The organism is Reyranella sp. (genome assembly GCF_036558665.1).
GTDB lineage: Bacteria > Pseudomonadota > Alphaproteobacteria > Reyranellales > Reyranellaceae > Reyranella.
Genome location: NZ_DATBFE010000057.1, coordinates 1 through 24,256 on the forward strand (window position 1 = coordinate 1; position 24,256 = coordinate 24,256).

The following is a 24,256-nucleotide window of genomic DNA, read 5'->3' on the forward strand; positions in this document are numbered from 1 at the left end:
GACTCCGGCCGAACCGAAGGGAGCGTCTCTGCTCCCGGCGAGTCCCATGTCAAGGGCTGGTAAGGTTCTGCGCGTTGCGTCGAATTGAACCACATGCTCCACCGCTTGTGCGGGCCCCCGTCAATTCCTTTGAGTTTCAACCTTGCGGCCGTACTCCCCAGGCGGGGTGCTTAACGCGTTAGCTGCGACACTGACGAGCAAGCTCGCCAACGTCTAGCACCCATCGTTTACGGCGTGGACTACCAGGGTATCTAATCCTGTTTGCTCCCCACGCTTTCGCGTCTTAGCGTCAGAAACCGTCCAGATAGCCGCCTTCGCCACTGGTGTTCTTCCCAATCTCTACGTATTTCACCACTACACTGGGAATTCCACTATCCTCTCCGGTCCTCGAGTCGCCCAGTATCGAGTGCATTTCTTGAGTTGAGCTCAAGGCTTTCACACCCGACTTGGACAACCGCCTACACGCGCTTTACGCCCAGTAATTCCGAACAACGCTAGCCCCCTTCGTCTTACCGCGGCTGCTGGCACGAAGTTAGCCGGGGCTTATTCTGCGGGTACCGTCATCATCGTCCCCGCCAAAAGAGCTTTACAACCCGAAGGCCTTCATCACTCACGCGGCATGGCTGGATCAGGGTTGCCCCCATTGTCCAATATTCCCCACTGCTGCCTCCCGTAGGAGTCTGGGCCGTGTCTCAGTCCCAGTGTGGCTGATCGTCCTCTCAGACCAGCTACCGATCGTCGCCTTGGTAGGCCATTACCCTACCAACTAGCTAATCGGACGCGGACTCATCTTTTGGCGATAAATCTTTATCCCGTAGGAACCATCCGGTATTAGCCCCAGTTTCCCGGGGTTATTCCGAACCAAAAGGCAGATATCCACGCGTTACTCACCCGTGCGCCACTCGTGTATTGCTACACGCGTTCGACTTGCATGTGTTAAGCCTGCCGCCAGCGTTCGTTCTGAGCCAGGATCAAACTCTCAAGTTTAACGTGCTCCTCCGAAAGGAAGAGCGAGATCCCGTCACTAGATTACTTGTCCGACCCGAAAGCCGGACCTCGAACTAGCGACGACGAAAACGTCCATGCCGAAGCACTGACGTTCGCCGCCGCCGGCGTATCCCTTTCCGAACATACGATGCATAGAACGCACGGCCTTGCGGCCGAGACCTCAGCGAAACAGGAACCATTGGGGTCGAACAACCCTTCGTCGCAAGTACGCGCGACGTTTTCGGTACGCCCCGTTCGCCGTGGGAGCCGCGCTTATATGGGGGGTCTTTCGGGGTGTCAAACGCAAAATTCCAAAAATTCGACCTGCGCCTAAAACGCTGAAATCGCTGGTCAAACCTATTGTATTGTTGTGCTGGCGTAGGCTTTCCGGCATCAATATGTAGCGACCTGCTGCTGGGGACAAAATCACCGCCAGTAGCACCAACCCCAGCCGAGATTCGGATCCACCGAGTCCGTATTAGGTCAACGGTCATGACGGATTTCCCCTCTCCGTCGGACCGGCCCAGAACCGCCCGTTCGGCGGCGTTCAGGCTGTTCCGGCCCGTGCTCTTCGCCGTTGCCGCCATTGCGGCGACGGTGGGCGCGGTGATCGTCATTCACCACCCCCCGGCGCCTGAAGTCGCAGCGGCCCCGGCCTCTCCGGTTCCATCCGCTTCGATCGTGCTGCCCGATCCGGAGCCCGTGCCGCCACTGACCACGGCGGACTTCAAAGGCTTCGAGCTCAAGCCGACCGATCAGGAGGCCGATAGCGACAAGCCCGCACCGGATCGCTACGAACTCACTCTGCGCCTGGAACGCGGCGATACGGTCGAAAAGGTGCTGGCCGACATCAACGTGCCCGAGACCGACCGCAGACAGATCGACGCCGAATTGAAATCGCTCCTGAAGAAGCGAAAGCTTGCCGTCGGTGAATCGATCGATCTGCAACTGCAGACCGTGCCCGAGCAGCCCGATGCGCCGCGCGTCCTGGAGCTGTCGATACGTCCGCAACCGCAGCGCGAGTACATCGTGACGCGGCGTGACGACGGTTCCTACGAAGCGCAGGAGAAGATCTACAAGGTCAGCCCGCGCATCGTGCGGGTCGACGCCGTACGCAAGGGCTCGTTGCAGCAAAGCGGCACCAGGGCCGGCGCGCCGACCACGGCAATCCTCGAATTCATTCGCGCCCTTTCCTATGACGTCGACTTCCAGCGCGAGCTCAAGGAAGGACAGCACTTCACCCTGCTGCTGGAGCAGCAGGTGACCAGCGACGGGCACGTTGCCGATCCCGGCCGGCTGCTGGCGGGAGAGCTCAGGCTCGCGAAGCGCACCATCACCGTCATGCGGTTTCGTCCTCACGCTGGCGCCGACGGCTTCTACGATCCCAAGGGTGAAAGCGTCGTGCGCTCCTTTCTGCGCACACCGATGGATGCCTCACACGTCACCTCCGGCTTCGGCATGCGCATGCATCCCATCCTGGGTTTCAGCGCCATGCACACAGGCGTCGACTTCGGCGCGCCCGTCGGCACGCCGATCTTCGCCGCCGGCGCCGGCAAGGTGGTGATGGCCGGACCCAACGGCGGCTACGGCATCTTCGTCAAGCTCCAGCACACCAGTCAGATCGGGACGGGCTACGGCCACATGTCGAGACTCGGGCCGGGCATCAGGCCCGGCGTGTCGGTTCGTCAGGGCCAGGTGATCGGCTTCGTCGGCTCGACCGGCCTCGCGACCGGACCGCACCTGCACTACGAGTTCTACCGCAACGGACACCCCGTCAATCCGCTCGCCCAGAAGTTCGCGATGCGCGCGGCGCTCGGCGGCAAAGACCTCGTCCGCTTCAGGACGCTGTCCCGGCAATATCTCAGCGAGCTGAAGAACGCGCCTTCGCTCGCCGAGGCGTCGCTGCCGGCCAAGGCGAAAGAGAGCGCCGCGGCGCAGTTCGCGCGGGACGAATAGGAAGGCGCGACGAAAAGACCGTCCGCCGTGCTCGGCGAACGGCCTTTCGCCTTGGCTTCATCGACCGCTGCCGTCAGTCGGCTGCTTCGCTCATGACCCGCTCGCCACCGATGGTGAGCTCGCCCTTGTCGACGCCGATCTCCACCGTTTCGCCGTCGCCGATCTTGCCCTCGAGCAGCAGCGTCGCCAGCGGGTTCTGCAGGCTGCGCTGGATCACGCGCTTCAGCGGGCGCGCGCCGTAGACCGGATCGTAGCCCCGGTTCGCCAGCCATTGCAGAGCCTTGGCGTCGAACTTGAGCTCGATCTTGCGATCGCCGAGCAACTTGCGCAGCCGGTTGAGCTGGATTTCCACGATATCGGTCATGTTCGCCCGGCTGAGCCGGCTGAACAGCAGGATCTCGTCGAGGCGATTGAGGAATTCCGGCCGGAAGGCGCGGCGCACCTCCTCCATCACCTGCTCGCGCACAGTGTCCGTCGACTGGCCGTCCTTCAGCGCCGCCAGGTAGGAGCTGCCGAGATTGGAGGTGAGGACGATCAGCGTGTTCCTGAAATCCACAGTGCGGCCCTGGCCGTCGGTCAGGCGACCGTCGTCCAATACCTGCAGAAGGACGTTGAACACGTCGGGATGTGCCTTCTCGACCTCGTCGAACAGGATCACCTGGTAGGGCCGGCGGCGCACCGCTTCGGTCAGCACGCCGCCCTCATCGTAGCCGACATAGCCCGGAGGCGCGCCGATCAGGCGGCTAACGGCATGCTTCTCCATGAACTCGCTCATGTCGATGCGCACCATCGCCTGGTCATCGTTGAACAGGAACTCCGCGATCGCCTTGGTGAGCTCGGTCTTGCCGACACCCGTAGGCCCGAGGAAGAGAAACGATCCGATCGGTCGGTTCGGATCCTGCAGGCCGGCCCGTGCGCGCCGCACGGCGTTTGACACGGCCCGGATTGCCTCTTCCTGGCCGATGACTCGCTTGCCGAGCTGTTCCTCCATGCGCAGCAGCTTGGCGCGTTCGCCTTCGAGCATCTTGTCGACCGGCACGCCCGTCCAACGCGAGACGACGGCGGCGATGTCCTCCGGCGTGACCTCTTCCTTCACGCCCTTGCCGCCGGATACGTCGTGACCCTCGGCTTCCTTGAGCTTCTTCTCGAGGTCGGGAATCACGCCATAGGCCAGCTCACCCGCCCGACCGAGCTCACCCTTGCGCTGGGCGATCTCGAGTTCGGACCGGGCCTTGTCGAGGTGCTCCTTGAGCTTCTGAGAATCGGCCAGCTTGTCCTTGGCCGACTTCCACTGTGCGGTAAGCGCCGCGGATTTCTGTTCGAGCTCCGCAAGGTCCTTCTCCAGTCGCTCCAGCCGTTCGCGCGACGCCTCGTCGCTCTCCTTCTTGAGCGCCTCGCGCTCGATCTTGAGCTGGATGACACGCCGGTCGAGCTCGTCGAGTTCCTCGGGCTTGCTGTCGACCTGCATGCGGATGCGGCTTGCCGCCTCGTCCATCAGGTCGATCGCCTTGTCCGGCAGAAAACGGTCGGTGATGTAGCGGTTGGAAAGCGTCGCTGCCGCGACGATGGCGCCGTCGGCGATGCGCACGCCGTGATGCAGCTCGTACTTCTCCTTGAGGCCGCGCAGGATCGAGATCGTGTCCTCGACCGTCGGCTCGGCCACGAATACCGGCTGAAAGCGGCGGGCAAGGGCCGCATCCTTCTCGATGTGCTTGCGATATTCGTCGAGCGTGGTCGCGCCGACGCAATGCAGCTCGCCGCGCGCCAGCGCGGGCTTCAGCATGTTCGACGCGTCCATCGCGCCATCGGCTTTTCCGGCACCGATCAGCGTATGCAGCTCGTCGATGAAGACGATGATGTCGCCCTCGGCGGCGGCAATCTCCGAGAGCACGGCCTTCAGCCGCTCCTCGAACTCGCCGCGATACTTGGCACCCGCGACCATGGCGCCGAGATCGAGCGCCATCAGCTTCTTGCCCTTGAGCGATTCCGGCACGTCGTCGTTCACGATGCGTAGCGCCAGCCCCTCGGCGATGGCGGTCTTGCCGACGCCCGGCTCGCCGATCAGTACGGGATTGTTCTTGGTCCGTCGGCTCAGAACCTGGATGGTGCGACGAATTTCTTCGTCACGGCCGATCACGGGGTCGAGCTTGCCCTCGCGCGCCGACTGGGTGAGGTCGCGCGCATACTTCTTGAGCGCGTCGTAGCTTCCTTCGGCCGAAGGAGAATCCGCCGTCCGGCCCTTGCGCAGCTCCGCGATCGCCTTCTCGAGCGCCTGGGGTTTGACCCCGCCCTTGGCCAGAGCCTCGGCGGCATCGGTGCCCTTGGCCAGCGTCAGGGCCATCAGCATCCGCTCGACCGTGACGAAGGAATCGCCCGCCTTCTCGGCGATGGCCTCGGCCTGGTCGAAGAGCCGCGCGGTTTCCGGCGCCATGTAGATCTGGCCGGCGCCTTGCCCTTCGACCTTGGGCTGTTTGGCAAGCGTCGCCTCGACCGCGCGATGCACGGCGCGGGAGTCGCCGCCCGCGGCGGTGATCAGGTTGGCGGCGAGCCCCTCGGGGTCGTCGAGCAGCACCTTCAGAAGGTGGTCGGGAATGAAGCGCTGGTGCCCCGAGCGCAGGGCCAGCATCTGCGCACTCTGCAGGAAGCCCCGCATGCGCTCAGTGTATTTCTCTTGATTCATCTCACTCTACCCTTTCATTTCGCGCCCCCGTCCTGCGGCGGGCGAAAGAGTGGACCCCTATACGGGCATCCTGCGCTCGATATGGGGCGTGCGCGTCGTGGTGCAAGACCGGACCAGCACTACGGCTTTTCCGGACAAGATCGGCGCACCGCACCGGACACCGACGGCATTCGGATCAGGGGAGAGATTCGATGACCGAGGCATCGGAAGCCGGCGCAAGCGCGAAGCGCGCGTGGCCTCGGCCACTCCTATTCGAGCGGCCGCCAGACAGCGCCGAACGGCCGCCGGCGCCGGCCAGCTTCAGGAAAAAGAAATGCCGCGCACCACGGGGCGCGGCGGTCGGTCAGCCACGCCGACCGGCAGTCGGCGTGAAGTCCGGAACGTCGGGCTGGTCCTCGGCTGCCGGATCGGGATTGGCCGGAGTGCCGCGGCCGTTCTGCAGGAAGGCGACGCCGCCCAGTCCAGGTTCGGTCTCGCCCCGCTCTTCGTCGCGATTGGCGTTCCGATCGTCCTGTGTATAGCCGGCACCGTTGCCATTAGCTTGCGCCGGCTGGGGAGACTGACCCGGCTGCTGCGGACTGCCCTGCTGGCCTTCTTCGCTGCTGCCCTCGCCCCAACCCTGATTGTTGCGATGAGTGAAGCCGCCCATCGTCTGGATCACGCGGAAATAGTGATCAGCGTACTGCCAATAGGCCTCCGCCATGATCCGATCGCCCGACGCCGCCGCTTCGCGCGCCAGCGCCTGGTATTTGTCGAACACCTGGTGGGCGTTGCCGCGGACCCGCACATCAGGACCGCTGCTGTCGAAGATCTGGTTGCGGTTGGGTGGGCGGTTGGGATTGTGATGCTGCTTGTGATGGCCATGGCTGCCGCCGCCACCACCACTACGGCCGCCACGCGACCGCTGACGATTGTTTGGTCTCATAAACCTAGGGCCATTTGCACGCCGGACGGTGTTGTTGTTCGCGAGCCCCTCTGCCCTTCCCGGGCGCCGTCCCAGCTCAATATATCGAGGGTCGATTGCCCGTCGGCACTTGCCGGGCCGGGCGAAGCCTCCCCAAGGGGCAGATGGAACGTAGTCGTTAAGCGTTGCCTTGCCAACCTTTTAATGGCGCGCCCCAACCACTCTTTCAATACCCCCCAGGTCCTTCCAGGGCGGCAAGGGGGCGAGGCCGACAGAAGCCAAAATACCCACTATTTCAGTCGCTTGCCCATGTCCCACCTCAAACAGGAGGTGGCCTTCTGGTGTGACCAATCTGCGGCCGGCAGCCGCAATGGTCCGGTATGCGGTCAGTCCGTCCGGTCCGCCGTCGAGGGCTTGCCGAGGTTCGTATTGCGCCACTTCCGGCATGAGCCGGGAGATCGCCGCGGACTCGACATAGGGTGGATTGGATACCACGAGATCGAACGGCCCGCCCAGCCGGTCCTCCCAGCCCGGCTGCCGCCAGTCCCCCTGTACAAGAGTCGCCCGCGCGGCAACATCCAAGGCGGCCGCATTGTCCCGAGCGACCTCGAGAGCGCCGTGGGAGATTTCGAGGCCGACGCCGCCCGCGTTCGGCAATTCCTTCAGGAGGGTGAGCAACAGACAGCCCGAACCCAACCCCAGATCGAGCAATCGCCAGCAGCGCTCGCGGTCGGGCAGAAGCGCCAGCCCCGCCTCGATGATGGTCTCGCTGTCGGGTCGCGGCACCAGGACTTCCGGCGTGACCTTGAACGGCAGGCCCCAGAATTCTCGCTCGCCCAGGATGTAGGCCATTGGCTCATGCTGCAGGCGCCGCACGCTCAGCGAGCGGAGCGCGTCTACGATCGCCGCCGCCACCGGGTCACGGCCGCGGCCGATCAACGCCTCGACCGGCAGGCCCGCCGCCTTTGCCAACAGCAAGCGGGCCTCGAAACGGACATTGTCGATGCCGGCTGCGGCCAGCGCGACGGCCGTGTCACGCAACAGCGAATCGTAAGTGGTGTTCAGCTCGCCAGCTCCGCCAGACGCGTCGCCTCGTCGTCGGCGATCAGCGCGTCGATCAATTCGTCGAGCGCGCGCCCTTCCATCACCTCGTCGAGCTTGTAGAGCGTCAGGTTGATACGATGGTCAGTCACGCGGCTCTGCGGAAAATTGTAGGTCCGGATGCGCTCGCTGCGGTCGCCGGTGCCGACCTGTCCCTTGCGGTCGGCGGCACGCGCATCGTCGCGGCGCTGGCGCTCGGCATCGTAGAGGCGCGCGCGCAGGATCTTCATCGCCTTGGCCTTGTTCTTGTGCTGGCTCTTCTCGTCCTGCTGGCTCACCACCACGCCGGTTGGAATGTGGGTGATGCGCACCGCCGAGTCCGTCGTATTGACCGACTGACCGCCGGGGCCGGATGCACGAAACACGTCGACGCGCAGGTCCTTCTCGTCAATTTTGACATCGAACTCCTCGGCTTCCGGAAGCACCGCCACCGTCGCGGCCGAGGTGTGGATCCGACCCGAGGCTTCGGTTGCCGGCACGCGCTGGACGCGATGCACGCCTGATTCGAACTTCAGCCGGGCGAATACACCTTTGCCGCTCACCGTGACGATCGCTTCCTTGTAGCCGCCGATACCGGTGTCGGACAGCTCCATGATCTCGAACTTCCAGCCACGCTCGGCGGCATAGCGCTGGTACATGCGGACGAGGTCGGCGGCGAAAAGCGCCGCCTCGTCGCCGCCGGTTCCGGCGCGTATCTCCAGGATGGCGTTCTTCTCGTCTGCGGCGTCCCTGGGAAGGAGCATGCGCTTCACAGCGCGCTCGAGCTCGGGCAGACGCTTCTTGATCTCGGCCGCCTCTTCCTCGGCCATCGCCTTCATGTCGGGATCCGCGGCCAGCGCCTCGGCGTCCTTCAATTCACGTTCCGCCTTCCGCCACTCGTTGACCGCCTCGACCAGCGGCCCGAGATCGGCGTACTCCTTCGAGGCCGCTACGAACCTCTGCGAATCGAGTGCCCCACCGGAAAGGGCGGCTTGCAGCTCGGCATGCCGCGCCACGACCTGGTCGAGCTTCTGAAGAAGCGACATGGATCAGCCCTTGAGAACGTCGACGAGCTTGTCGAGCGCCACTTCCTGCTGGCCGCCGCTGTCGAGGTCCTTCAGTTGGACCACGCCCTTTGCAAGCTCGTCGTCGCCGATGATCACGGCGGCGCGGGCGTTGAGCTTGTTGGCGCGCTGCATGCGGCGCTTCACATTGCCACGATAGTCCTGTTCGACGGCGATGCCGGCGCGCCGCAGTTCACGGGCGATGCCGAGGGCCCTGGCCTCGGCCGCAGCTCCCAGCGGCGCGATCACCACCGGCCGCGGCAACGGGGCAGGCTCGTCGGCCAGCATCATCAGGCGCTCGATGCCGCCGGCCCAGCCGATGCCGGCGGTGGGCGGCCCGCCCAGTTCGGCGATCAGGCCGTCGTACCGGCCGCCGCCCAGCACGGTGCCTTGCGCGCCGATATGCGTCGTCACGAACTCGAACGCGGTATGCGTGTAGTAGTCGAGACCGCGCACGAGGGCGGGATCGATCTCGAACGGGATGCCGGCCGCCGCGAGGCCGCCCTTCACCGCGTCGAAGAAATCGCGGCTCGCGGCATTCAGATGATCGGCGAAGGATGGCGCGTTCGCGTTCACCGCCTTGTCCCCCTCGTCCTTGCTGTCGAGGATGCGCAGCGGATTTCGTTGCAGCCGACTTTTCGAATCCTCGGAGAGCCGGTTTTCGTGCTCACGGTAGTAGTTATGCAGGATGCTGCGATAGGCCAGCCGCGATGCCGGGTCGCCCAATGAGTTGAGCTTCAGCACGCAGCGGTCGAGAATGCCCAGCCGATCGAGGATATCGGCAGCGAGCGAGATCACCTCGATGTCGGCCCCTGGCTCGGAGGCGCCCAGCACCTCGACATCGATCTGGTGGAACTGCCGCTGCCGGCCCTTTTGCGGCCGCTCGTAGCGGAACATCGGCCCGGCGGCGAAGATTTTCAGCGGAAGCTGCTGCGCCAGCTCGCCGTTGGAGATGAACGCGCGGCAGATGCCGGCCGTATATTCCGGCCGCAGCGTAAGCGATTCGTTGCCGCGATCGGAGAAGGTATACATCTCCTTGGACACGACATCCGTCGTCTCGCCGATGCCGCGGGCAAAAAGCTCGGTGAATTCGAAGATCGGCGTCGCCATCTCGCGGTAGCCGTAGAGACGCGCGACATCGCGCGCAGTTTCCACCACGTGGGCGAAACGTCGGTACTCATCCGGAAGAAGATCGTGCGTGCCCCGTACGGGCTGGAGTTTGCTCACGTGAAATCGCCTCGGGAGGGAGCTGCAGAGCAGGGGGAGCGAACGGCGCTACTCGGCGGCGGCGCGGTGTCGGTCGGCTTCCTCGGCCTTGCCCTCGGACTTCGCCGCTTCGATCTCGGCCGCCTTCTTCTCGATCAGCCCGGCCAGATGGTCGACGATGCCCGCATCCTTCAGGCGATGATGCGGCACGCCGGCGATGTAGACCTGATGCGTGCCGTTGCCGCCGCCGGTGAAACCGATGTCGGTCTCGCGGGCCTCGCCGGGCCCGTTCACGACGCAGCCGATCACCGAGACGGTCATCGGCGTGGTGATGTGCGCCACACGCTTTTCCAGCGCCTCGACAGTGCGGATCACGTCATATTGCTGACGGGCGCAGGACGGACAGGAAACGATATTGACGCCGCGATGGCGCAGGTTCAGCGCCTTCAGGAGCTCGAACCCGACCCGCACCTCCTCCTCCGGCTCGGCCGAGAGCGAGACGCGGATGGTGTCACCGATCCCCGCCCACAGAAGCGCACCGAGGCCGATCGAAGACTTCACGGTGCCCGTGCGCAGAGCTCCTGCCTCCGTCACGCCGATGTGCAGCGGATAGTCGCAGGCGTCGGCAAGCTGCTGATAGGCGGCGACCGCGAGGAAGACGTCGGAGGCCTTCACGCTGATCTTGAAGTCGTGGAAATCATGATCCTGCAGGATGCGTGCATGATCGAGCGCGGACTCGACCATCGCCTCGGGACAGGGTTCGCCGTACTTCTCCAGGAGATCCTTCTCGAGTGACCCGGCATTGACGCCGATGCGCATGGAGACGCCGTGGTCCTTTGCCGCCCTCACGACCTCCCGCACCCGGTCGGCGCTGCCGATGTTGCCGGGATTGATGCGCAGGCAGGCGGCGCCGGCATCGGCGGCCTCGATGGCGCGTTTGTAGTGGAAATGAATGTCGGCCACGATCGGCACCTTCGAGGCCTTGACGATCGCGGGCAGCGCCGCCGTCGAGTCCTCGTCGGGGCAGGACACCCGGATGATGTCGACGCCAGTCTCCTCGCAGCGGCGGATCTGGGCGATGGTCGCCTCAGCGTCCGCCGTCAGCGTGTTGGTCATGGTTTGTACAGAGATCGGCGCACCGCCGCCCACCGGTACGGATCCGACCATCACCTGCCGCGACTTGCGGCGCATGATATCGCGATAGGGCCTGATGCTCATGCGGCCAATGTAGCGACCGGCAGGCGGCTTATCCAGCGACCCCCGTCATTCGCCCGCTGCCGAGGATGCTTCCCTAAACCGTGCTCTCAGCGGGCCTCGATGATGCGATAGGCGATACCGGCGGGCACGGTATAGCTCTCACCGGCACGCACATAGGTCTGGGCAAGAACGTCGCCATTGGGGGATCGCAGCTCGACCCAGCTGTTCGACCGGACGATGACCCGCGTATCCGACTTGGTCGGAGTCGCCACGACCATCGCGCTGTCCGTGCTGGCCGGTGGCGGCGGACGGACGACGGCCTCCTGGGGATCGACAGCGGGCGGATTGCTTTGGGTTTCGATAGCCGGAGGCTGGGCGGCCAGCGCCTGACCGGCCGCCGGCGCCGTCACGATGACAGGAGGCGGTGCGGCAGGCACGGCGATCACGGCCGGCGGCGGAACGAGCGGAATCTCGGGTGGCGGACCAGAGGCCGCCGGCACTCCGGCCTGCATCGGCGCCGGTGCCGCCGCCCGCACCTTCGACTGGACCTGACTGGGCGTCACGACGGCAGGCGCCGTGGCGAGGTGGGCCGTCTCACTGGTCGAAGAATCACTTTTCGCCGGGCGCTCGGCGAGCAGACGGTCCGGCACAGGCGGCACCTTCTCGGCGACTACTTCCTGTTGCTGTGGCAGATAATGCCAGACCGCGTATCCGGCGGCGACCACCAGCAACACCGTCAGCACGGCGAGACCCACCGGGGCGCGTCTTTCGGCCAGAGGGAAGTTCGCCGGCAGGGAAACCGGACGCACGACGGGCAACGAACCGGAAAGCTGGTAAGCGGTTAGGACCTTCTGCGCATCAAGACCGAGGTAACTCGCATAGCCCCGCAGGAACGCCGGAATGTAGGCAGCGCCGGGGAGCTCCTCGAAACGACCTTGCTCGATCGCTTTGAGAAAGGCACTGCGAATACGCAGACTCTTGGCAACTTCTTCGATCGTGATGCCGCGCTCTTCGCGCTGTTCCCGCAGCAATCGCCCGACGGCGTGCCCCGTCGTGTCGTGCTCCGTCGCTCGCCACTCAACCTGATCCGGCATGAATCGTCCCCGCCGCCCTGCCTTGGTTAAAGTTTTACCAGAGGCGCTTTGCAAGGGCAAAAGCGATTCGCCCCGACGCGCTAAATTTCGATGGCATGATCGGCAGCGAACAGGCGCACTGTCTCACGCAGGGGGCGATCAGGTTGCGCGAGTGCTGAAGATACAAACGCGCTGGCCTCAGCAAGGTCGAGGGAACGAATCATAGCCTTAACGGGACCGATCGATGCCGGCGACATGGACAATGTGCGTACGCCGATCGCCAGCAAGGCCAGAGCCTCCACCGGCCGGCCGGCCATCTCGCCACAAACAGCGAGGTCGACACCGGCCGGACGGGTCTTTTCCACAACAAAATGTAGCAGCCGAAGCAAGGTCGGGGACAAGCTGTCGTAGCGTCCTGCCACGCGTGTGTTTCCCCGGTCGGCCGCGAACAGGAACTGCACGAGGTCATTTGTTCCAACTGAAATGAAGTCGACGTGCGGCAGGAGACTGTCGAGTTGCCAGGCCAGGGCCGGCACCTCGAACATTACGCCAACGCGCAGGCGACTTGGTTCCGGCAAGCCGCGACGGCGCACACGCTCGAGCTCGAGGTCGAGCAGGCCACGTGCCGCCAGCAGTTCGGATACGTCGGCAATCATCGGAAACATGACCGACAGCGGCCTGCCGCTCGCGGCCTGGATGAGCGCGCGCAACTGCCGGCGCAACATCGCCGGGCGATCGAGACCGATACGGATGGCGCGCCATCCCATCGCAGGATTCTCGTCGCCGAACGAATCGACATAGGGCAGTACCTTGTCTCCGCCAACATCGAGGGTCCTGAAGGTCACGGGTCGTCCGTCGGCGATGTCGAGCACGCGACCATAGAGCCATGCCTGCGCTTCGACGTCGGGGAATTCCGAGCGCACCATGAACGGGATCTCGGTCCGATAGAGACCGACTCCATCAGCGCCGGTTTCCTCGAGATGCTGCATGTCGATCAACAGGCCGGCATTCATGTGCAGCCCGATGCGCGCCTGGTCGCGCGTTGCCGATGGCAGATCGCGCAGCGCTGCATACTTCCGTCGCCGCGCGGTGCGCACTTCGATTGCGGCATAAACCGTCTGCAGCACGTCCTCGGCCGGCCGCACCAGGACCTGGGCGCTGTCGCCATCGACGACGATGGCGTCCCCCGGCTCGACACGCGACAGCACGTCGGGCGCGCGACCCACCACAGGAATGTCGAGTGCGCGCGCCACGATAGCGACGTGGCTCATCGCCGAGCTTTCCTCGAGCACGACGCCGCGCAAGCGGGCGCGATCATAGTCGAGCAACTCAGCCGGGCCCATGTCGCGCGCAATCACGATCATGTCGTCGGGTTGCACACCTGACTCGGCGGCCGCCCGGCCGGTCAGGCGCAGCAGGAGCCGGTTGGTCAGGTCCTGCAAATCGCTCAGCCGTTCGCGAATGTAGGGATCTGTCGACTGGCCGAGCCGGGCACGCACATCGTCGAAAGCGCGCTGCACGCCGGCTTCGGCGGTAAGGCCCGAGCCGATGGCTTCGCGCACGCGCTCGCGCCAACCGCGATCGTCGACGAACATACGGAACGTCTCGAGCACCTCGCGATGCTCGCCGGACTGCATGTCGTGCGCCTCGAGCATGCGGTCGACGTCGTCGCGCACCGATTCGAGCGCTTCCTCGAAGCGCTTCTGCTCGGCGCGAATATCCTCGGCTACGACGCGCTGGATGACGATGCGTGGCTCGTGCAGCACGGCATGCCCAACGGCCACGCCCGCGGTGAGCTGCACGCCATCGATGCGCAAGGGCAGCAGGCCGAGCCCGTCGACCTGCTGGACCTCGTTGGGGCTGACCAGATGGCCGGCCGCAACCATCTCCGCCAGGACCATGGCGATGGTCTGGAGGGTCTCGATCTCTTCCTCGTCGTACTGCCGCCGCGTGCGGTTCTGCACGACCAACACGCCCAGCACGCGGCCGGCGCGCAGGATCGGGACCCCCGCCAGCGAGTGATAAACTTCCTCGCCGGTTTCCGGCCGGTAGGCGAATTGAGGATGGCTTTGGGCGTCGTCGAGGGCGAGTGGCCGGCCGTGAGCGGCGATGTCGCCCACCAGGCCCTCGCCGATACGCAGGCGCGTGCGATGCACGGCGGTTGGATTGAGGCCCTGGGTTGCGAACAGCTCCAGCACCTCGCCGGCCCGCAGGATATAGATAGAGCAGACCTCGGCCACCATCTCGTTGGCAACCAGGCGCACGACCTCGCCGAGCGTGTCCTCGGCGGAGACGCCACGCGCCATCGTGTCCCGGAGCCGCTTGAGGAGCATTCGCGGTCCGGCCAGGGGAGTCCCTCTCTCCATGGTCAGACCGCTGGATGCTTGAGTCGGATGACGACGAAGCTGCGGTCGATGACGCACGTGCAGACACGCCACATCGTCGCCGACAGGGCCGGCCGGGCGTTCTGACAGGTCACATGGACGCGTGCGCCGTGCATAAGGCGCTTATAGCAAGAGCCGCGCCGAAATGCCTACCGACTATTTATGCTGCGCATGAGGCAACCTCATGCATCCGTTGCTCACGTGGCATCGAGTTCGTAGGCCGTGTGGAGGGCTCGGACCGCAAGCTCGGTGTATTCGGCCGCCACCAGCACGCTCACCTTGATCTCCGAAGTGGAGATCACCTGGATGTTTATGCCCTTGGCGGCCAGGGTCTCGAACATCTTGAGGGCGACGCCTGCATGGCTGCGCATGCCGACGCCGATCACCGAGATCTTGGCGACGTTGATGTCGGATTTCACTTCGGCGAACTTGAGCTCGCTCTTGGCGCGCTCCAGCCGTTCGACGGCACGAGCCAGATCCGCCCGTGGCACCGTGAAGGTGATGTCGGTCGAACTCCCGTCGAGGGACACGTTCTGCACGATCATGTCGACGTTGATGTTGGCGCCGGCCAACGGGCCGAAGATCGCAGCCGCGACACCGGGACGATCGGCGACGTGTGTGACGGTTACTTTGGCCTCGTCCTTGGAGAAGGCGATGCCGCTCACGACGGATTTCTCGAGCCCCTGGGCCATGATCTCGTCCTCGTCCACAACCAGCGTGCCGGGCAGGTCGCTGCCCAGGGTTCCATCGAACGACGACAGCACCTGTACACGCACATGATGATTCATCGCCAGCTCGACCGAGCGGGTTTGCAGCACCTTCGAGCCCTGCGAGGCCATTTCGAGCATTTCCTCATAGGTCACGCGGTCGATCTTGCGCGCCTTCTCGACGATCCGGGGATCGGTGGTATAGACGCCATCGACATCGGTATAGATGTCGCAGCGTTCGGCTCTGAGCGCCGCCGCCAGTGCCACGGCGGAGGTGTCCGAGCCGCCGCGGCCCAGGGTCGTGATCCGGCCCTCCGGCGAAACGCCTTGGAAGCCCGGCACGATCGGCACTTCACCGGTGGCCATCGAGTGCGCCATCCCGCTCGTGTCGATCTGCTGGATACGTGCCTTGGCATGGGCCTGGTCGGTCTTGATGGGGAGCTGCCAGGACACCCATGAGCGGGCCCTCACGCCTTCCTGCTGAAGCGCCATCGCGAGCAGGCCGATGGTGACCTGCTCTCCGGTAGCGACCACCACGTCATACTCCCGCGGATCGTGGAGCGGCCCGATCTCGTTCACCCATTTCACCAGCTGGTCCGTAGCGCCGGACATCGCCGAGACCACGACAGCAACCTGATTGCCGCGCTCGACCTCGGCCTTGACCTTGCGCGCAACAGTCTTGATCCGATCGGTGCCGCCGACCGAAGTGCCGCCGAATTTGAGAACGATGCGCGCCATGGACCTGCTCGAGAGCGGGGTATAGACACCGGCAGCACCACATGGGTCAAGGGCAGCAGCGATGGTTGGTTCCGCGGATATCCCCAACGCCTCGACGATCGATCCCGCCGAGGTCGAGCGCTTCTCGCGCCTTGCCGACGAATGGTGGGATCCGGCTGGCAAGTTCGGACCGCTCCATCGGCTCAACCCGGTACGCCTTGGCTACATCCGCGATCGTGCCGCCGCCCATTGGCAGCGCGAGGCGCTGAGCGGCTCGCCGCTACGGGGGCTGTCGCTGCTCGATATCGGCTGCGGCGGCGGCTTGATCTGCGAACCCATGGCACGGCTTGGCGCGCACGTGACCGGTATCGACGCTGCGGAGCGCAATGTCGCCACGGCACGTCTCCATGCCCGCGGCCAGGAACTCGTCATCGCCTATCGCGTCGCCACGGCAGAAGCCCTGGCCCAGTCGGGCTCGCGGTTCGACATCGTGCTGGCACTCGAGATCGTCGAGCACGTGGCCGATGTCGATCTTTTCCTGGAGGCCTGCGGCCGGCTCGTCGCGCCCGGCGGCCTGCTTTTTCTGTCGACCCTCAACCGCACCGCCAAGGCCTGGGCGTTGGCGATTGCCGGTGCGGAATACGTGCTGCGCTGGTTGCCGCGCGGAACGCACGACTGGCGGAAATTCCTGAAGCCCTCCGAAGTCGTGCGCGGCCTCGGCGCCGGGGGCATCGCGGCGCAGGAGATCGTCGGCGTCATCTACAATCCGCTCAGCCGGACCTGGTCGCTGAGCAGGAGCGATTTCGACGTGAACTATATGCTGTATGGGAGCAAAGCCGCTGGCGTCCGAAGCACAACGAACTGAAGCCGATGCCGGCCCGCTGTCGTCGCCGACGGTCAAGGCCGCGGCATGGATGGCGGGGTGGCTCGGCTGCCTGACGGTGATGGCCGTGGCAGGACGCGAGGCCACGCGCGAGCTTCATGTCTTCCAGGTCACGATGATGCGCTCCATCCTCGGCCTTTTCATGCTCTATCCGCTGTTGAGAGCCAGCGGCGGCCTCGGTGCGATCCGGACCTCGCGGCCTTGGCTCCATGTCCTGCGCAACATCGTCCACTACGGCGCACAGTTCGCCTGGCTGATGGCCCTGACGCTGATCCCGCTCGCGCAGGTGGTGTCGATCGAGTTCACCATGCCGATCTGGACCGCGATCCTCGCCGTCAGCTTTCTCGGCGAGCGCATGGGAGTCTGGAAGAACATCGCCGTCATGACGGGCCTGGTCGGCGTGGCGATCATCGTGCGTCCCTTCTCCGGCGCGGCGGATGTCGGTCAGCTCATCGCGCTCGCTGCCGCCCTAGGCTTCGCCGCATCGGTAATCATGGTGAAGGTACTGACGCGCACCGAGAGCACGATCGCCATCATCTTCTGGATGATGGTGATCCAGTCGGCGGTGGGGCTCGTTCCGGGATTGCTCGTCTGGCGGTCGCCGTCGCCCTACGTCTGGGCCTGGCTCCTTGTGATCGGCTTCGTCGGCACCTACTCGCACTACTGCATGACCCGCGCGCTGCAGCATGCCGATGCAACGACCGTCGTACCGATGGACTTCCTGCGTGTCCCGCTGGCAGCGCTGGCGGGCTGGATGTTCTACGCCGAGCGGGTCGATCTCCTCACCGGCCTTGGTGCGGGGCTGATCCTGACCGCCAACCTGCTCAACCTGAAAGGGCCACGCCGGTAGTGTGACGAGTGGCCAAGGATCAGTTCCCTCTCGGGATCCACGGCAGGCGACCGAACTCGATTCCTTCCTCGGCCAAGGCCGCTGCTTCTTCGTCGGTCGTCTCGCCGTAGATGCCCCGCTTGTCACCTTCGCCGTAGTGGATCTTGCGCGCCTCCTCGGCGAACTTGTCGCCGACATGCTCGCACGTCTTCTCGACCTCGGCGCGCACCTTCAACAGGGCTTGGCGCAACTCCTTCGGCATATGGCGAGCCAGTGCCGCCATTTTCTGCTGTTCGGCCGTCGGGCTCGGAGGTGGGGCAGTCACCGCTGGCGTCTCCACTTCGACCTTCTCGCCACCCTTGCCGATGCGGGGCGACATGAGCGCACGCGCTACCTTGGCGTCACCACAGACGGCGCAGCCGATCAGGGACTTCTTTTCCTGCCGTTCGTAGGTCTTGCTGTCCTTGAACCAGCTCTCGAATTCGTGGCCCTTGGAGCAGCGCAGTCGGTACAAAATCATAAAATACGGGTAACTTCCGGCTGTTGGCACTCCCGCTGGGAGAGTGCCAATATGATGGGGTCTGAGCGTGTCGGAAGCAAGAGGGATGCTACCCTCGCCCTGGATCGTTCGATGGGCCGGGCTGGCGCCGCCAAAGACTGTGGTTCTCGATATCGCGGCCGGTTCTGGCCGCCATGCCCTTCTTTTTGCGGAGCGTGGTCATTCGGTGATTGCGATCGACCGCGACGTGAGCCGACTTCCGCAGCGTGCCGGTATCGAAGGCCTGCAAGCCGATCTCGAGAACGGGAGCCCCTGGCCCCTGCCCGGCCGGACCTTTGGTGCCGTCGTTGTGACGAATTACCTGCACCGCCCGCTGATCCCGGTTCTGCTCGATGCCGTCCAGTGCAACGGCGTACTGCTCTACGAGACGTTCATGGTCGGCAACGAACGCTTCGGAAAACCGGCCCGTCCCGAATTCCTGCTCGACGACGGCGAATTGCTTGACGTCGTGCGCGGCCGATTCTCCGTGGTCGCCTATGAAGCGCGTCCCGTCCGCCAGCCGCGCATGGCGGTCGTGCAACGGATTGCCGCGCGCCGATTGTAGAGACTATTCCGCCGCCCTTGCCACCACGGCCTTATGCGACACCGGAGGTTGATAACTGCGGTCGTGAGTCAGCGAAGGCACCATCCTCCGCGCCTCCGCGACCTTGCCGAGATCGATATCGGCGATGACGAAGCCAGCTTTCTCGCCGCCGGCGTCGGCCAGCACCTCGCCCCACGGCGCCACGGCGACCGAATGGCCGTACGTCTTCCTGTTCGAGCCCTTATGGATGCCGACCTGGGCGGGCGCAAAGACAAAACAGCCGGTCTCGATGGCGCGGGCGCGCATCAGCGCATGCCAATGCGCCTGACCCGTCGGGACAGTGAAGGACGAAGGAATCGCGAGCATCGTGGCGCCGGCATGAGCGAGATCGCGATAGAGATACGGAAAGCGCAGGTCGTAGCAGATCGTCATGCCGAGGACGCCCCACGGCGTCTCGGCCAGGACCGATTTCTCGCCAGGCCTGAAGGTCGAGGACTCGCGATAGCTTTCGCCGCCGGCAAGTTGCACGTCGAACATGTGAATCTTGTCATAGCTCGCGGTCACGTCGCCTGACGCGTCGATAAGATAGGAACGGTTACGAATCTGTTCCTCGCCCGGCACGCGCACATGGATCGAGCCCAGCAGGAACCAGGCGCCCGTCTCGCGTGCCGCCGCACGGCAGGCCGCGAGCATGGCGTGACTCTCCTCGATCTGCGCCTTGGCCAGCGTCTCGGCCCGGTTGGCACCAATCAGACCGGTATTCTCCGGCGTCATCACGAAGTCGGCGCCGGCGGCGCGGGCGAGCCGCGCCTGCTCGCGCACGAAGGTCACGTTCTCCGCCATTTCGTTGCTGACATTGGTCTGGATCAGACCGGCCTTGAACGTGGTCACCATGTTCCGCTCCCGTCAGCCCGGCTGGGCGAGCAAGCCATCGAGGTCGCCCGTCCGGTCGAGCGCCGCCAATTCATCGGAACCACCAATGTGCCGCCCGTTGATGAAGATCTGCGGCACTGTCGTCCGCTTCGACCGCTCGCGCATCTCCAGCCGCCTGGCCGAATCTTCCATCACGTCCATCTCGTCATAGGCCGCGCCCTTCTTTTCGAGCAGGCCCTTGGCACGGGCGCAATAGCCGCAGAACGGGGTTGTGTAGATCTCGACCCTCGCCATGAAGAACTCCTTGCCCTGACTATAGCGTCGGCCGGACGACCCGCGCCAGCGTCAGGACGTCAACGTACTGCGCACCGGCACGCTGCAGGGCGCGGGCACACGCCTCGACCGTGGCGCCGGTGGTCAGAACGTCATCGACGAGCAGAACGGTCTTCCCCTTTACGCCCGCTTTCCAGCGCGGATGGATCACGAACGCTTCCCGAACGTTGCGCCGGCGTTCCGTGGCCGCAAGCCCTGCCTGCGATCCAGTCCAGCGCGGGCGCAGCAGTAGATCGGGCGCGAGCCTGGCCGACGTGCCCTGCGCGAGATTGCGCGCCAGCAGGAGCGCCTGATTGTAGCGGCGGCTAAAGAGGCGCCGCCAGTGCAGCGGCACGGGAGCCACGAGATCGGCGGCGGCAAGGAGCTCGGCACCGGCACTCGCCATCCACGCGCCGCACGTGCGCGCCATATCGGTCCGATCGCCATGCTTGAAGGGCAGGATCAGGCGGCGGCTGCGATCATCGTAGATCAATGCGGCGCGGGCCCTGCGGAAGCGTGGGCGTCGGGCAAGACAGGCAGCGCACAGAGCCTCGCCGCCCAGATCTTCGGCAAAGGGCGTACCGCAGCAGACGCAATGTGGCGCCGCGATGAAGGAGAAAGTCGGCCAGCACGTCGCGCACAGCGCGCCCGCCGTGCCGACGATCTCGCCGCATCCCAGGCAGAGCGGAGGCAGGACGCTGTCGAGCAGGCGCCGGCCTGCGGCTGCACAAATCCGGAGCGGCATGAGCTCGATTGCACCCGGCAAATGTGCCGCCATCAGGGCGGAACCCCTATTCCTGGCCTGCCTTTAGCCCTACATACACGCCGTGAAATCCCCCGACCCCCTGCTGATCTTCGATCGCGCGGTCCTGCGCGCCAGGCGCGAGCGCGCGGCACGCGACTGGGATCGGCGCTCGTTCCTGAAGCGCGAGATCGCCGAGCGCCTGGTCGAGCGCCTCGACGATGTACGGCGGACATTTCCGTTGGCGCTCGATCTCGGCTCCCATGGCGACGAGATTGCCGTGGCCTTGCGCGGCCGCCGGTCGGTCGGCGAACTGGTGCGCTCGGACCTCGGCTTGAACTTTGCCCGGCGTGCGGCGGGGCCTGCCATCGTGGCCGACGAGGAGGCGTTGCCCTTTGCGGCCGACTGTTTCGATCTCGTGCTGAGCGCCATGACTCTTCACTGGGTGAACGACCTGCCCGGCACCTTGATCCAGATCGGGCGCATCCTGAAGCCCGACGGCCTGTTCCTCGGCGCCATGCTGGGCGGCCGCACGCTGTGGCAGCTTCGCGAGGCTTTGGCCGCGGCAGAAAGCGAAATTGAAGGCGGATTGAGTCCCCGGGTCTCGCCGTTCGCGGATCTCGGCGATGCGGCCGCCCTGTTGCAGCGCGCGGGCTTCGCCCTGCCGGTCGCCGACAGCGACACGATCGAGGTCGAGTACGAGCACGCGCTCGCTCTGATGCGCGATTTGCGCGCCATGGGCGAAGGCAACCTCGTCGGCGAACGGCGGCGCGGGTTCAGCCGACGTGCCACGCTTTTGCGAGCGGCTGAGATCTATGGCGAGCGCTTCGACTCGCCGGCGGCGCGGGTGACCGCGAGCTTCGAGGTGCTGTTCCTGCACGGCTGGAGGCCGCACGCCTCGCAGCCCAAGCCGCTGAAGCCGGGCGCTGCACGGCACCGACTGGCCGCGGCGCTCGGCACGACCGAGATGAGCACCGGCCAGAAAGTGGATCGGACCTGATCGTGCCGGCTGTCAGGTTGTCGTTCGGCGAAGTCCTGTCGGAGAGCTTCGGCTTCTTCTTCAACAACCTCGCCCTGTTCTTCCATCTCGTGACGATCCCCTGGATCCTGTCGCTGCTGCTCAGGATCGCGGGCGACGCGATTGCGGCCGAATCACTGATCGTCGTTCTGCTGGAAAAGGCGGCCGACGTCATCCCGACCACGATGTTCATGGTGGGCTGGATGCGCGTGACACTCCTGGGGTCGCAGCAGCTGGGCCATCTGCCGGGCGTACGCTGGTCGGCACGCGAGACCGCCTTCCTCTTTTACCTGATCCGGGTGGCCGGCATCACCTTCCTCCTTCTGGGGGCCTTCACCCTGACCGCAGGACCGATCAATCCCGCGGCGCTCGGCCAGGTCCCGCTCGACCCGGCGATCGCCCGCCGCGAGGCGATGGCGGCGCCCCTCGGCACAGGCTTCTTCATCTCGGCGTTGCTTGCCTTGCGTGTCAGCTTCGGTCTCGCCGCGATGGCGATCGACACGCCTTTCACGCCGCGACAGGCCTGGGCCGCGAGCCGCGGCAACGCCTGGCCGATCATCGGCGTGCTGTTCGTCATCTTCTTCGCCAGCGGCATCGCGACCATCATGGCGGCTCTCGTCCCTCTGTCGCTGGTCCGTGGAATGCTGGACGGCACGGCAGGGGCGGCCATCATTGCCTGGACGGTCGCGACTCTCGTCTCCTACGGCGGCGCCGCCTTGATCGGGACTGCTCAGGCCGTGATTTTCAGGCGCCTTACTGGCTGGCGAAACGGCCTTCCGCTCACACAGCCGTCCTAAAGCAGATCACGCAGCACGCCGATCAGCGGCAGATCGGCCGGCGGCATGGGATAGCGCACGAGTTCAGCGGGCCGCACCCATTTCAGCGTCTGGCGCTCGCGCGGCTGCGGGATGCCGACCCATTTGCGGCATGCAAAAACAGGCATCAGCAGATGGAACTTTTCGTAGCCATGGCTCGCGAAGGCGACAGGTGCCAGGCAGCTCGTCGCCGTCTCGATGCCAAGCTCCTCATGCAGTTCGCGCACCAGGGCTTGCTCGGGCGTCTCGCCGCGATCGACCTTGCCGCCGGGAAATTCCCACAGGCCCGCCATCGTCCTGCCCTCGGGCCGCTGCGCGATCAGCACCCGGCCGTCGGCATCGACCAGCGCGACGGCGGCAACCAGCACGAGCGGGCGATCGCCGAGTGGCGGCGGCCCGCCGGGACAATCCTGGTCGAACGACAGGCTCAAGAACGATAGCTGCCGTTGATATCGATGTAGCCGTGTGTCAGGTCGCAGGTCCACACGGTCGCCCGGCCGCGGCCGATGCCGAGATCGATGTCGATCACGATGTCCGTCCCCTTGATGTGCTTCGCGACCGGCGTCTCGTCGTAGTTCGGCACGACTTGGCCGCCTTCGGTGATCTTCACGCCGCCGATCGAGATCTTGAGCTTGTCGCGATCAGCGCGCTCGCCGGACTTTCCCACCGCCATGACGATACGGCCCCAGTTTGCGTCCTCGCCGGCGATCGCGGTCTTGACGAGCGGAGAGTTGGCAACCGCGAGCCCGATCTTGCGCGCGGCGCCGTTGGAGGAAGCGCCACCGATATTGATGGTCACGAACTTGCTCGCCCCTTCGCCGTCGCGGGCCAGAAGCTGCGCCAGATCGATCAGCACCTCGTCCAGTGCCCGCTTGAAGTCGACCAGCACCGGATCGTCGGCCTCCTCGATCGGCGCATGACGGGCCGCGCCGGTCGCCGCCAGCAGGAGCGTGTCGCTCGTCGAGGTATCGCCGTCGACAGTCACGCAGTTCAGAGACTTGTCGGCCGAGTCGGACAGAAGCTTCTGCAGGACGACGCCCGGCACCTTAGCGTCGGTGAACACGAAGCTCAGCATGGTCGCCATGTCGGGCGCGATCATGCCCGAGCCCTTGAGAAATCCGTTCAACGTCACCGTCCGTTCACCGATCTTGGCCTGGCGCGTGGCGAGTTTGGGGAAGGTGTCCGTCGTCATGATGGCTGCCGCCGCAGCCGACCAGTTGTCCTCCCGCGCGCCCTTGACCAAGGTCGGAACGATCGCGGCGATCTTCTCCCAGTCGAGGGGCTGGCCGATGACGCCTGTCGAGGCCATGAAGACTTCATTGCGCGGACAGCCGAGCGCCTGTGCGACCGCGCGCGTGCTCTCCTCGACGGCCTTGTCGCCCAGTTTGCCCGTGAAGGCGTTGGCGTTGCCGGCATTCACCAGGATCGCCCGGATCCTCCCGCGCCCGAGGTTCTTTCGACACCAGTCGACCGGCGCCGAGGAAGTTTTCGACCGCGTGAGGACGCCTGCGACGGTTGCGCCCGCCGGCAGCACGGCGAGCATGACGTCATTGCGACCGGCATATCGCACGCCCGATGCCGCCACTGCGAGCTTTACTCCCGCGATCCGCGGCAGCACCGGCGTCGTCTTGGGCGCGAGCGGCGATACGGCGTGCTTTTCGGCCATGGAAGTCCCTCTCAGCGGCCGGGCGATACGCCGAGCGGCCGAAAGACGGGAGCCTACACCAGAAACGCCGAAAAACGGGAA

21 protein-coding genes and 1 rRNA gene are annotated in these 24,256 nt (G+C 65.2%); 6 read left to right on the forward strand and 16 right to left on the reverse strand.

Annotated elements, in window-relative coordinates; genetic code table 11:
• A 16S ribosomal RNA gene (locus tag VH499_RS07910) occupies window positions 1-987 on the reverse strand; the annotation flags it as partial.
• Between the two features lie 492 nt (window positions 988-1,479).
• Between VH499_RS07910 and VH499_RS07915 the strand changes: the two genes are divergently transcribed.
• Window positions 1,480-2,943: a peptidoglycan DD-metalloendopeptidase family protein gene (locus tag VH499_RS07915; RefSeq protein ID WP_332052162.1), complete on the forward strand. Its 1,464-nt coding sequence runs from the start codon at window positions 1,480-1,482 to the stop codon at window positions 2,941-2,943.
• A gap of 73 nt (window positions 2,944-3,016) precedes the next feature.
• Here VH499_RS07915 and clpB read toward each other — a convergent pair whose 3' ends face one another.
• The 9 genes from clpB to VH499_RS07960 form a co-directional block, all read right to left on the reverse strand.
• A complete protein-coding gene (clpB, locus tag VH499_RS07920) occupies window positions 3,017-5,623 on the reverse strand; it encodes an ATP-dependent chaperone ClpB (RefSeq protein WP_332052163.1) in 2,607 nt (868 codons plus the stop codon).
• Window positions 5,624-5,966: 343 nt separating this feature from the next.
• Window positions 5,967-6,548 (reverse strand): DUF4167 domain-containing protein, encoded by a 582-nt coding sequence (locus VH499_RS07925; protein WP_332052164.1) that lies wholly within the window; start codon window positions 6,546-6,548, stop codon window positions 5,967-5,969.
• A 180-nt stretch (window positions 6,549-6,728) separates the two neighbouring features.
• Window positions 6,729-7,568, reverse strand: coding sequence for a peptide chain release factor N(5)-glutamine methyltransferase (prmC, locus tag VH499_RS07930; protein WP_332052165.1), 840 nt, complete (start codon window positions 7,566-7,568; stop codon window positions 6,729-6,731).
• Window positions 7,569-7,588: 20 nt separating this feature from the next.
• Window positions 7,589-8,653, reverse strand: a complete 1,065-nt coding sequence (prfA, locus tag VH499_RS07935; protein WP_332052166.1) for a peptide chain release factor 1 — start codon at window positions 8,651-8,653, stop codon at window positions 7,589-7,591.
• Between the two features lie 3 nt (window positions 8,654-8,656).
• Entirely contained in the window at window positions 8,657-9,898 is a 1,242-nt protein-coding gene (hisS, locus tag VH499_RS07940; RefSeq protein ID WP_332052167.1) for a histidine--tRNA ligase, read from the reverse strand.
• Between the two features lie 48 nt (window positions 9,899-9,946).
• Window positions 9,947-11,095 (reverse strand): flavodoxin-dependent (E)-4-hydroxy-3-methylbut-2-enyl-diphosphate synthase, encoded by a 1,149-nt coding sequence (ispG, locus tag VH499_RS07945; protein ID WP_332052168.1) that lies wholly within the window; start codon window positions 11,093-11,095, stop codon window positions 9,947-9,949.
• 86 nt (window positions 11,096-11,181) lie between these two features.
• Window positions 11,182-12,222, reverse strand: a complete 1,041-nt coding sequence (locus tag VH499_RS07950) for a helix-turn-helix domain-containing protein (RefSeq protein ID WP_332052169.1) — start codon at window positions 12,220-12,222, stop codon at window positions 11,182-11,184.
• Between the two features lie 26 nt (window positions 12,223-12,248).
• Window positions 12,249-14,480 (reverse strand): phosphoenolpyruvate--protein phosphotransferase, encoded by a 2,232-nt coding sequence (ptsP, locus tag VH499_RS07955; RefSeq protein WP_332052170.1) that lies wholly within the window; start codon window positions 14,478-14,480, stop codon window positions 12,249-12,251.
• A 248-nt stretch (window positions 14,481-14,728) separates the two neighbouring features.
• Complete coding sequence (locus VH499_RS07960; RefSeq protein ID WP_332052171.1) at window positions 14,729-15,976, reverse strand: aspartate kinase; 1,248 nt, start codon at window positions 15,974-15,976, stop codon at window positions 14,729-14,731.
• A gap of 61 nt (window positions 15,977-16,037) precedes the next feature.
• Here VH499_RS07960 and ubiG point away from each other — a divergent pair, with 61 nt between their 5' ends.
• Together ubiG and VH499_RS07970 are read left to right on the forward strand one after the other, a co-directional pair.
• Entirely contained in the window at window positions 16,038-16,820 is a 783-nt protein-coding gene (gene ubiG, locus VH499_RS07965; protein WP_332052172.1) for a bifunctional 2-polyprenyl-6-hydroxyphenol methylase/3-demethylubiquinol 3-O-methyltransferase UbiG, read from the forward strand.
• A gap of 49 nt (window positions 16,821-16,869) precedes the next feature.
• Window positions 16,870-17,688 (forward strand): DMT family transporter, encoded by an 819-nt coding sequence (locus VH499_RS07970; protein ID WP_332052173.1) that lies wholly within the window; start codon window positions 16,870-16,872, stop codon window positions 17,686-17,688.
• Between the two features lie 19 nt (window positions 17,689-17,707).
• Here VH499_RS07970 and VH499_RS07975 read toward each other — a convergent pair whose 3' ends face one another.
• Entirely contained in the window at window positions 17,708-18,187 is a 480-nt protein-coding gene (locus VH499_RS07975; protein WP_332052174.1) for a DUF1178 family protein, read from the reverse strand.
• Between the two features lie 139 nt (window positions 18,188-18,326).
• Between VH499_RS07975 and VH499_RS07980 the strand changes: the two genes are divergently transcribed.
• Window positions 18,327-18,770 (forward strand): class I SAM-dependent methyltransferase, encoded by a 444-nt coding sequence (locus tag VH499_RS07980; protein ID WP_332052175.1) that lies wholly within the window; start codon window positions 18,327-18,329, stop codon window positions 18,768-18,770.
• A gap of 3 nt (window positions 18,771-18,773) precedes the next feature.
• Here VH499_RS07980 and VH499_RS07985 read toward each other — a convergent pair whose 3' ends face one another.
• The 3 genes from VH499_RS07985 to VH499_RS07995 are packed head-to-tail and all read right to left on the reverse strand — an operon-like array spanning window position 18,774 to window position 20,679.
• Complete coding sequence (locus tag VH499_RS07985; RefSeq protein ID WP_332052176.1) at window positions 18,774-19,643, reverse strand: carbon-nitrogen hydrolase family protein; 870 nt, start codon at window positions 19,641-19,643, stop codon at window positions 18,774-18,776.
• A 12-nt stretch (window positions 19,644-19,655) separates the two neighbouring features.
• A complete protein-coding gene (gene grxC / locus VH499_RS07990) occupies window positions 19,656-19,916 on the reverse strand; it encodes a glutaredoxin 3 (RefSeq protein WP_332052177.1) in 261 nt (86 codons plus the stop codon).
• Window positions 19,917-19,935: 19 nt separating this feature from the next.
• Entirely contained in the window at window positions 19,936-20,679 is a 744-nt protein-coding gene (locus tag VH499_RS07995; protein WP_332052178.1) for a ComF family protein, read from the reverse strand.
• A gap of 82 nt (window positions 20,680-20,761) precedes the next feature.
• Here VH499_RS07995 and VH499_RS08000 point away from each other — a divergent pair, with 82 nt between their 5' ends.
• Together VH499_RS08000 and VH499_RS08005 are read left to right on the forward strand one after the other, a co-directional pair.
• The gene (locus VH499_RS08000) at window positions 20,762-21,676 is read left to right on the forward strand and encodes a methyltransferase domain-containing protein (RefSeq protein WP_332052179.1); all 915 of its coding nucleotides are present in this window, start codon (window positions 20,762-20,764) and stop codon (window positions 21,674-21,676) included.
• Between the two features lie 2 nt (window positions 21,677-21,678).
• Window positions 21,679-22,491, forward strand: a complete 813-nt coding sequence (locus VH499_RS08005) for a hypothetical protein (RefSeq protein WP_332052180.1) — start codon at window positions 21,679-21,681, stop codon at window positions 22,489-22,491.
• Here VH499_RS08005 and VH499_RS08010 read toward each other — a convergent pair.
• Together VH499_RS08010 and argJ are read right to left on the reverse strand one after the other, a co-directional pair.
• Window positions 22,488-22,934 (reverse strand): (deoxy)nucleoside triphosphate pyrophosphohydrolase, encoded by a 447-nt coding sequence (locus VH499_RS08010; protein WP_332052296.1) that lies wholly within the window; start codon window positions 22,932-22,934, stop codon window positions 22,488-22,490. The genes VH499_RS08005 and VH499_RS08010 overlap by 4 nt on opposite strands.
• A gap of 2 nt (window positions 22,935-22,936) precedes the next feature.
• Entirely contained in the window at window positions 22,937-24,175 is a 1,239-nt protein-coding gene (gene argJ, locus VH499_RS08015) for a bifunctional glutamate N-acetyltransferase/amino-acid acetyltransferase ArgJ (protein WP_332052181.1), read from the reverse strand.
• Window positions 24,176-24,256 lie beyond the last annotated feature (81 nt).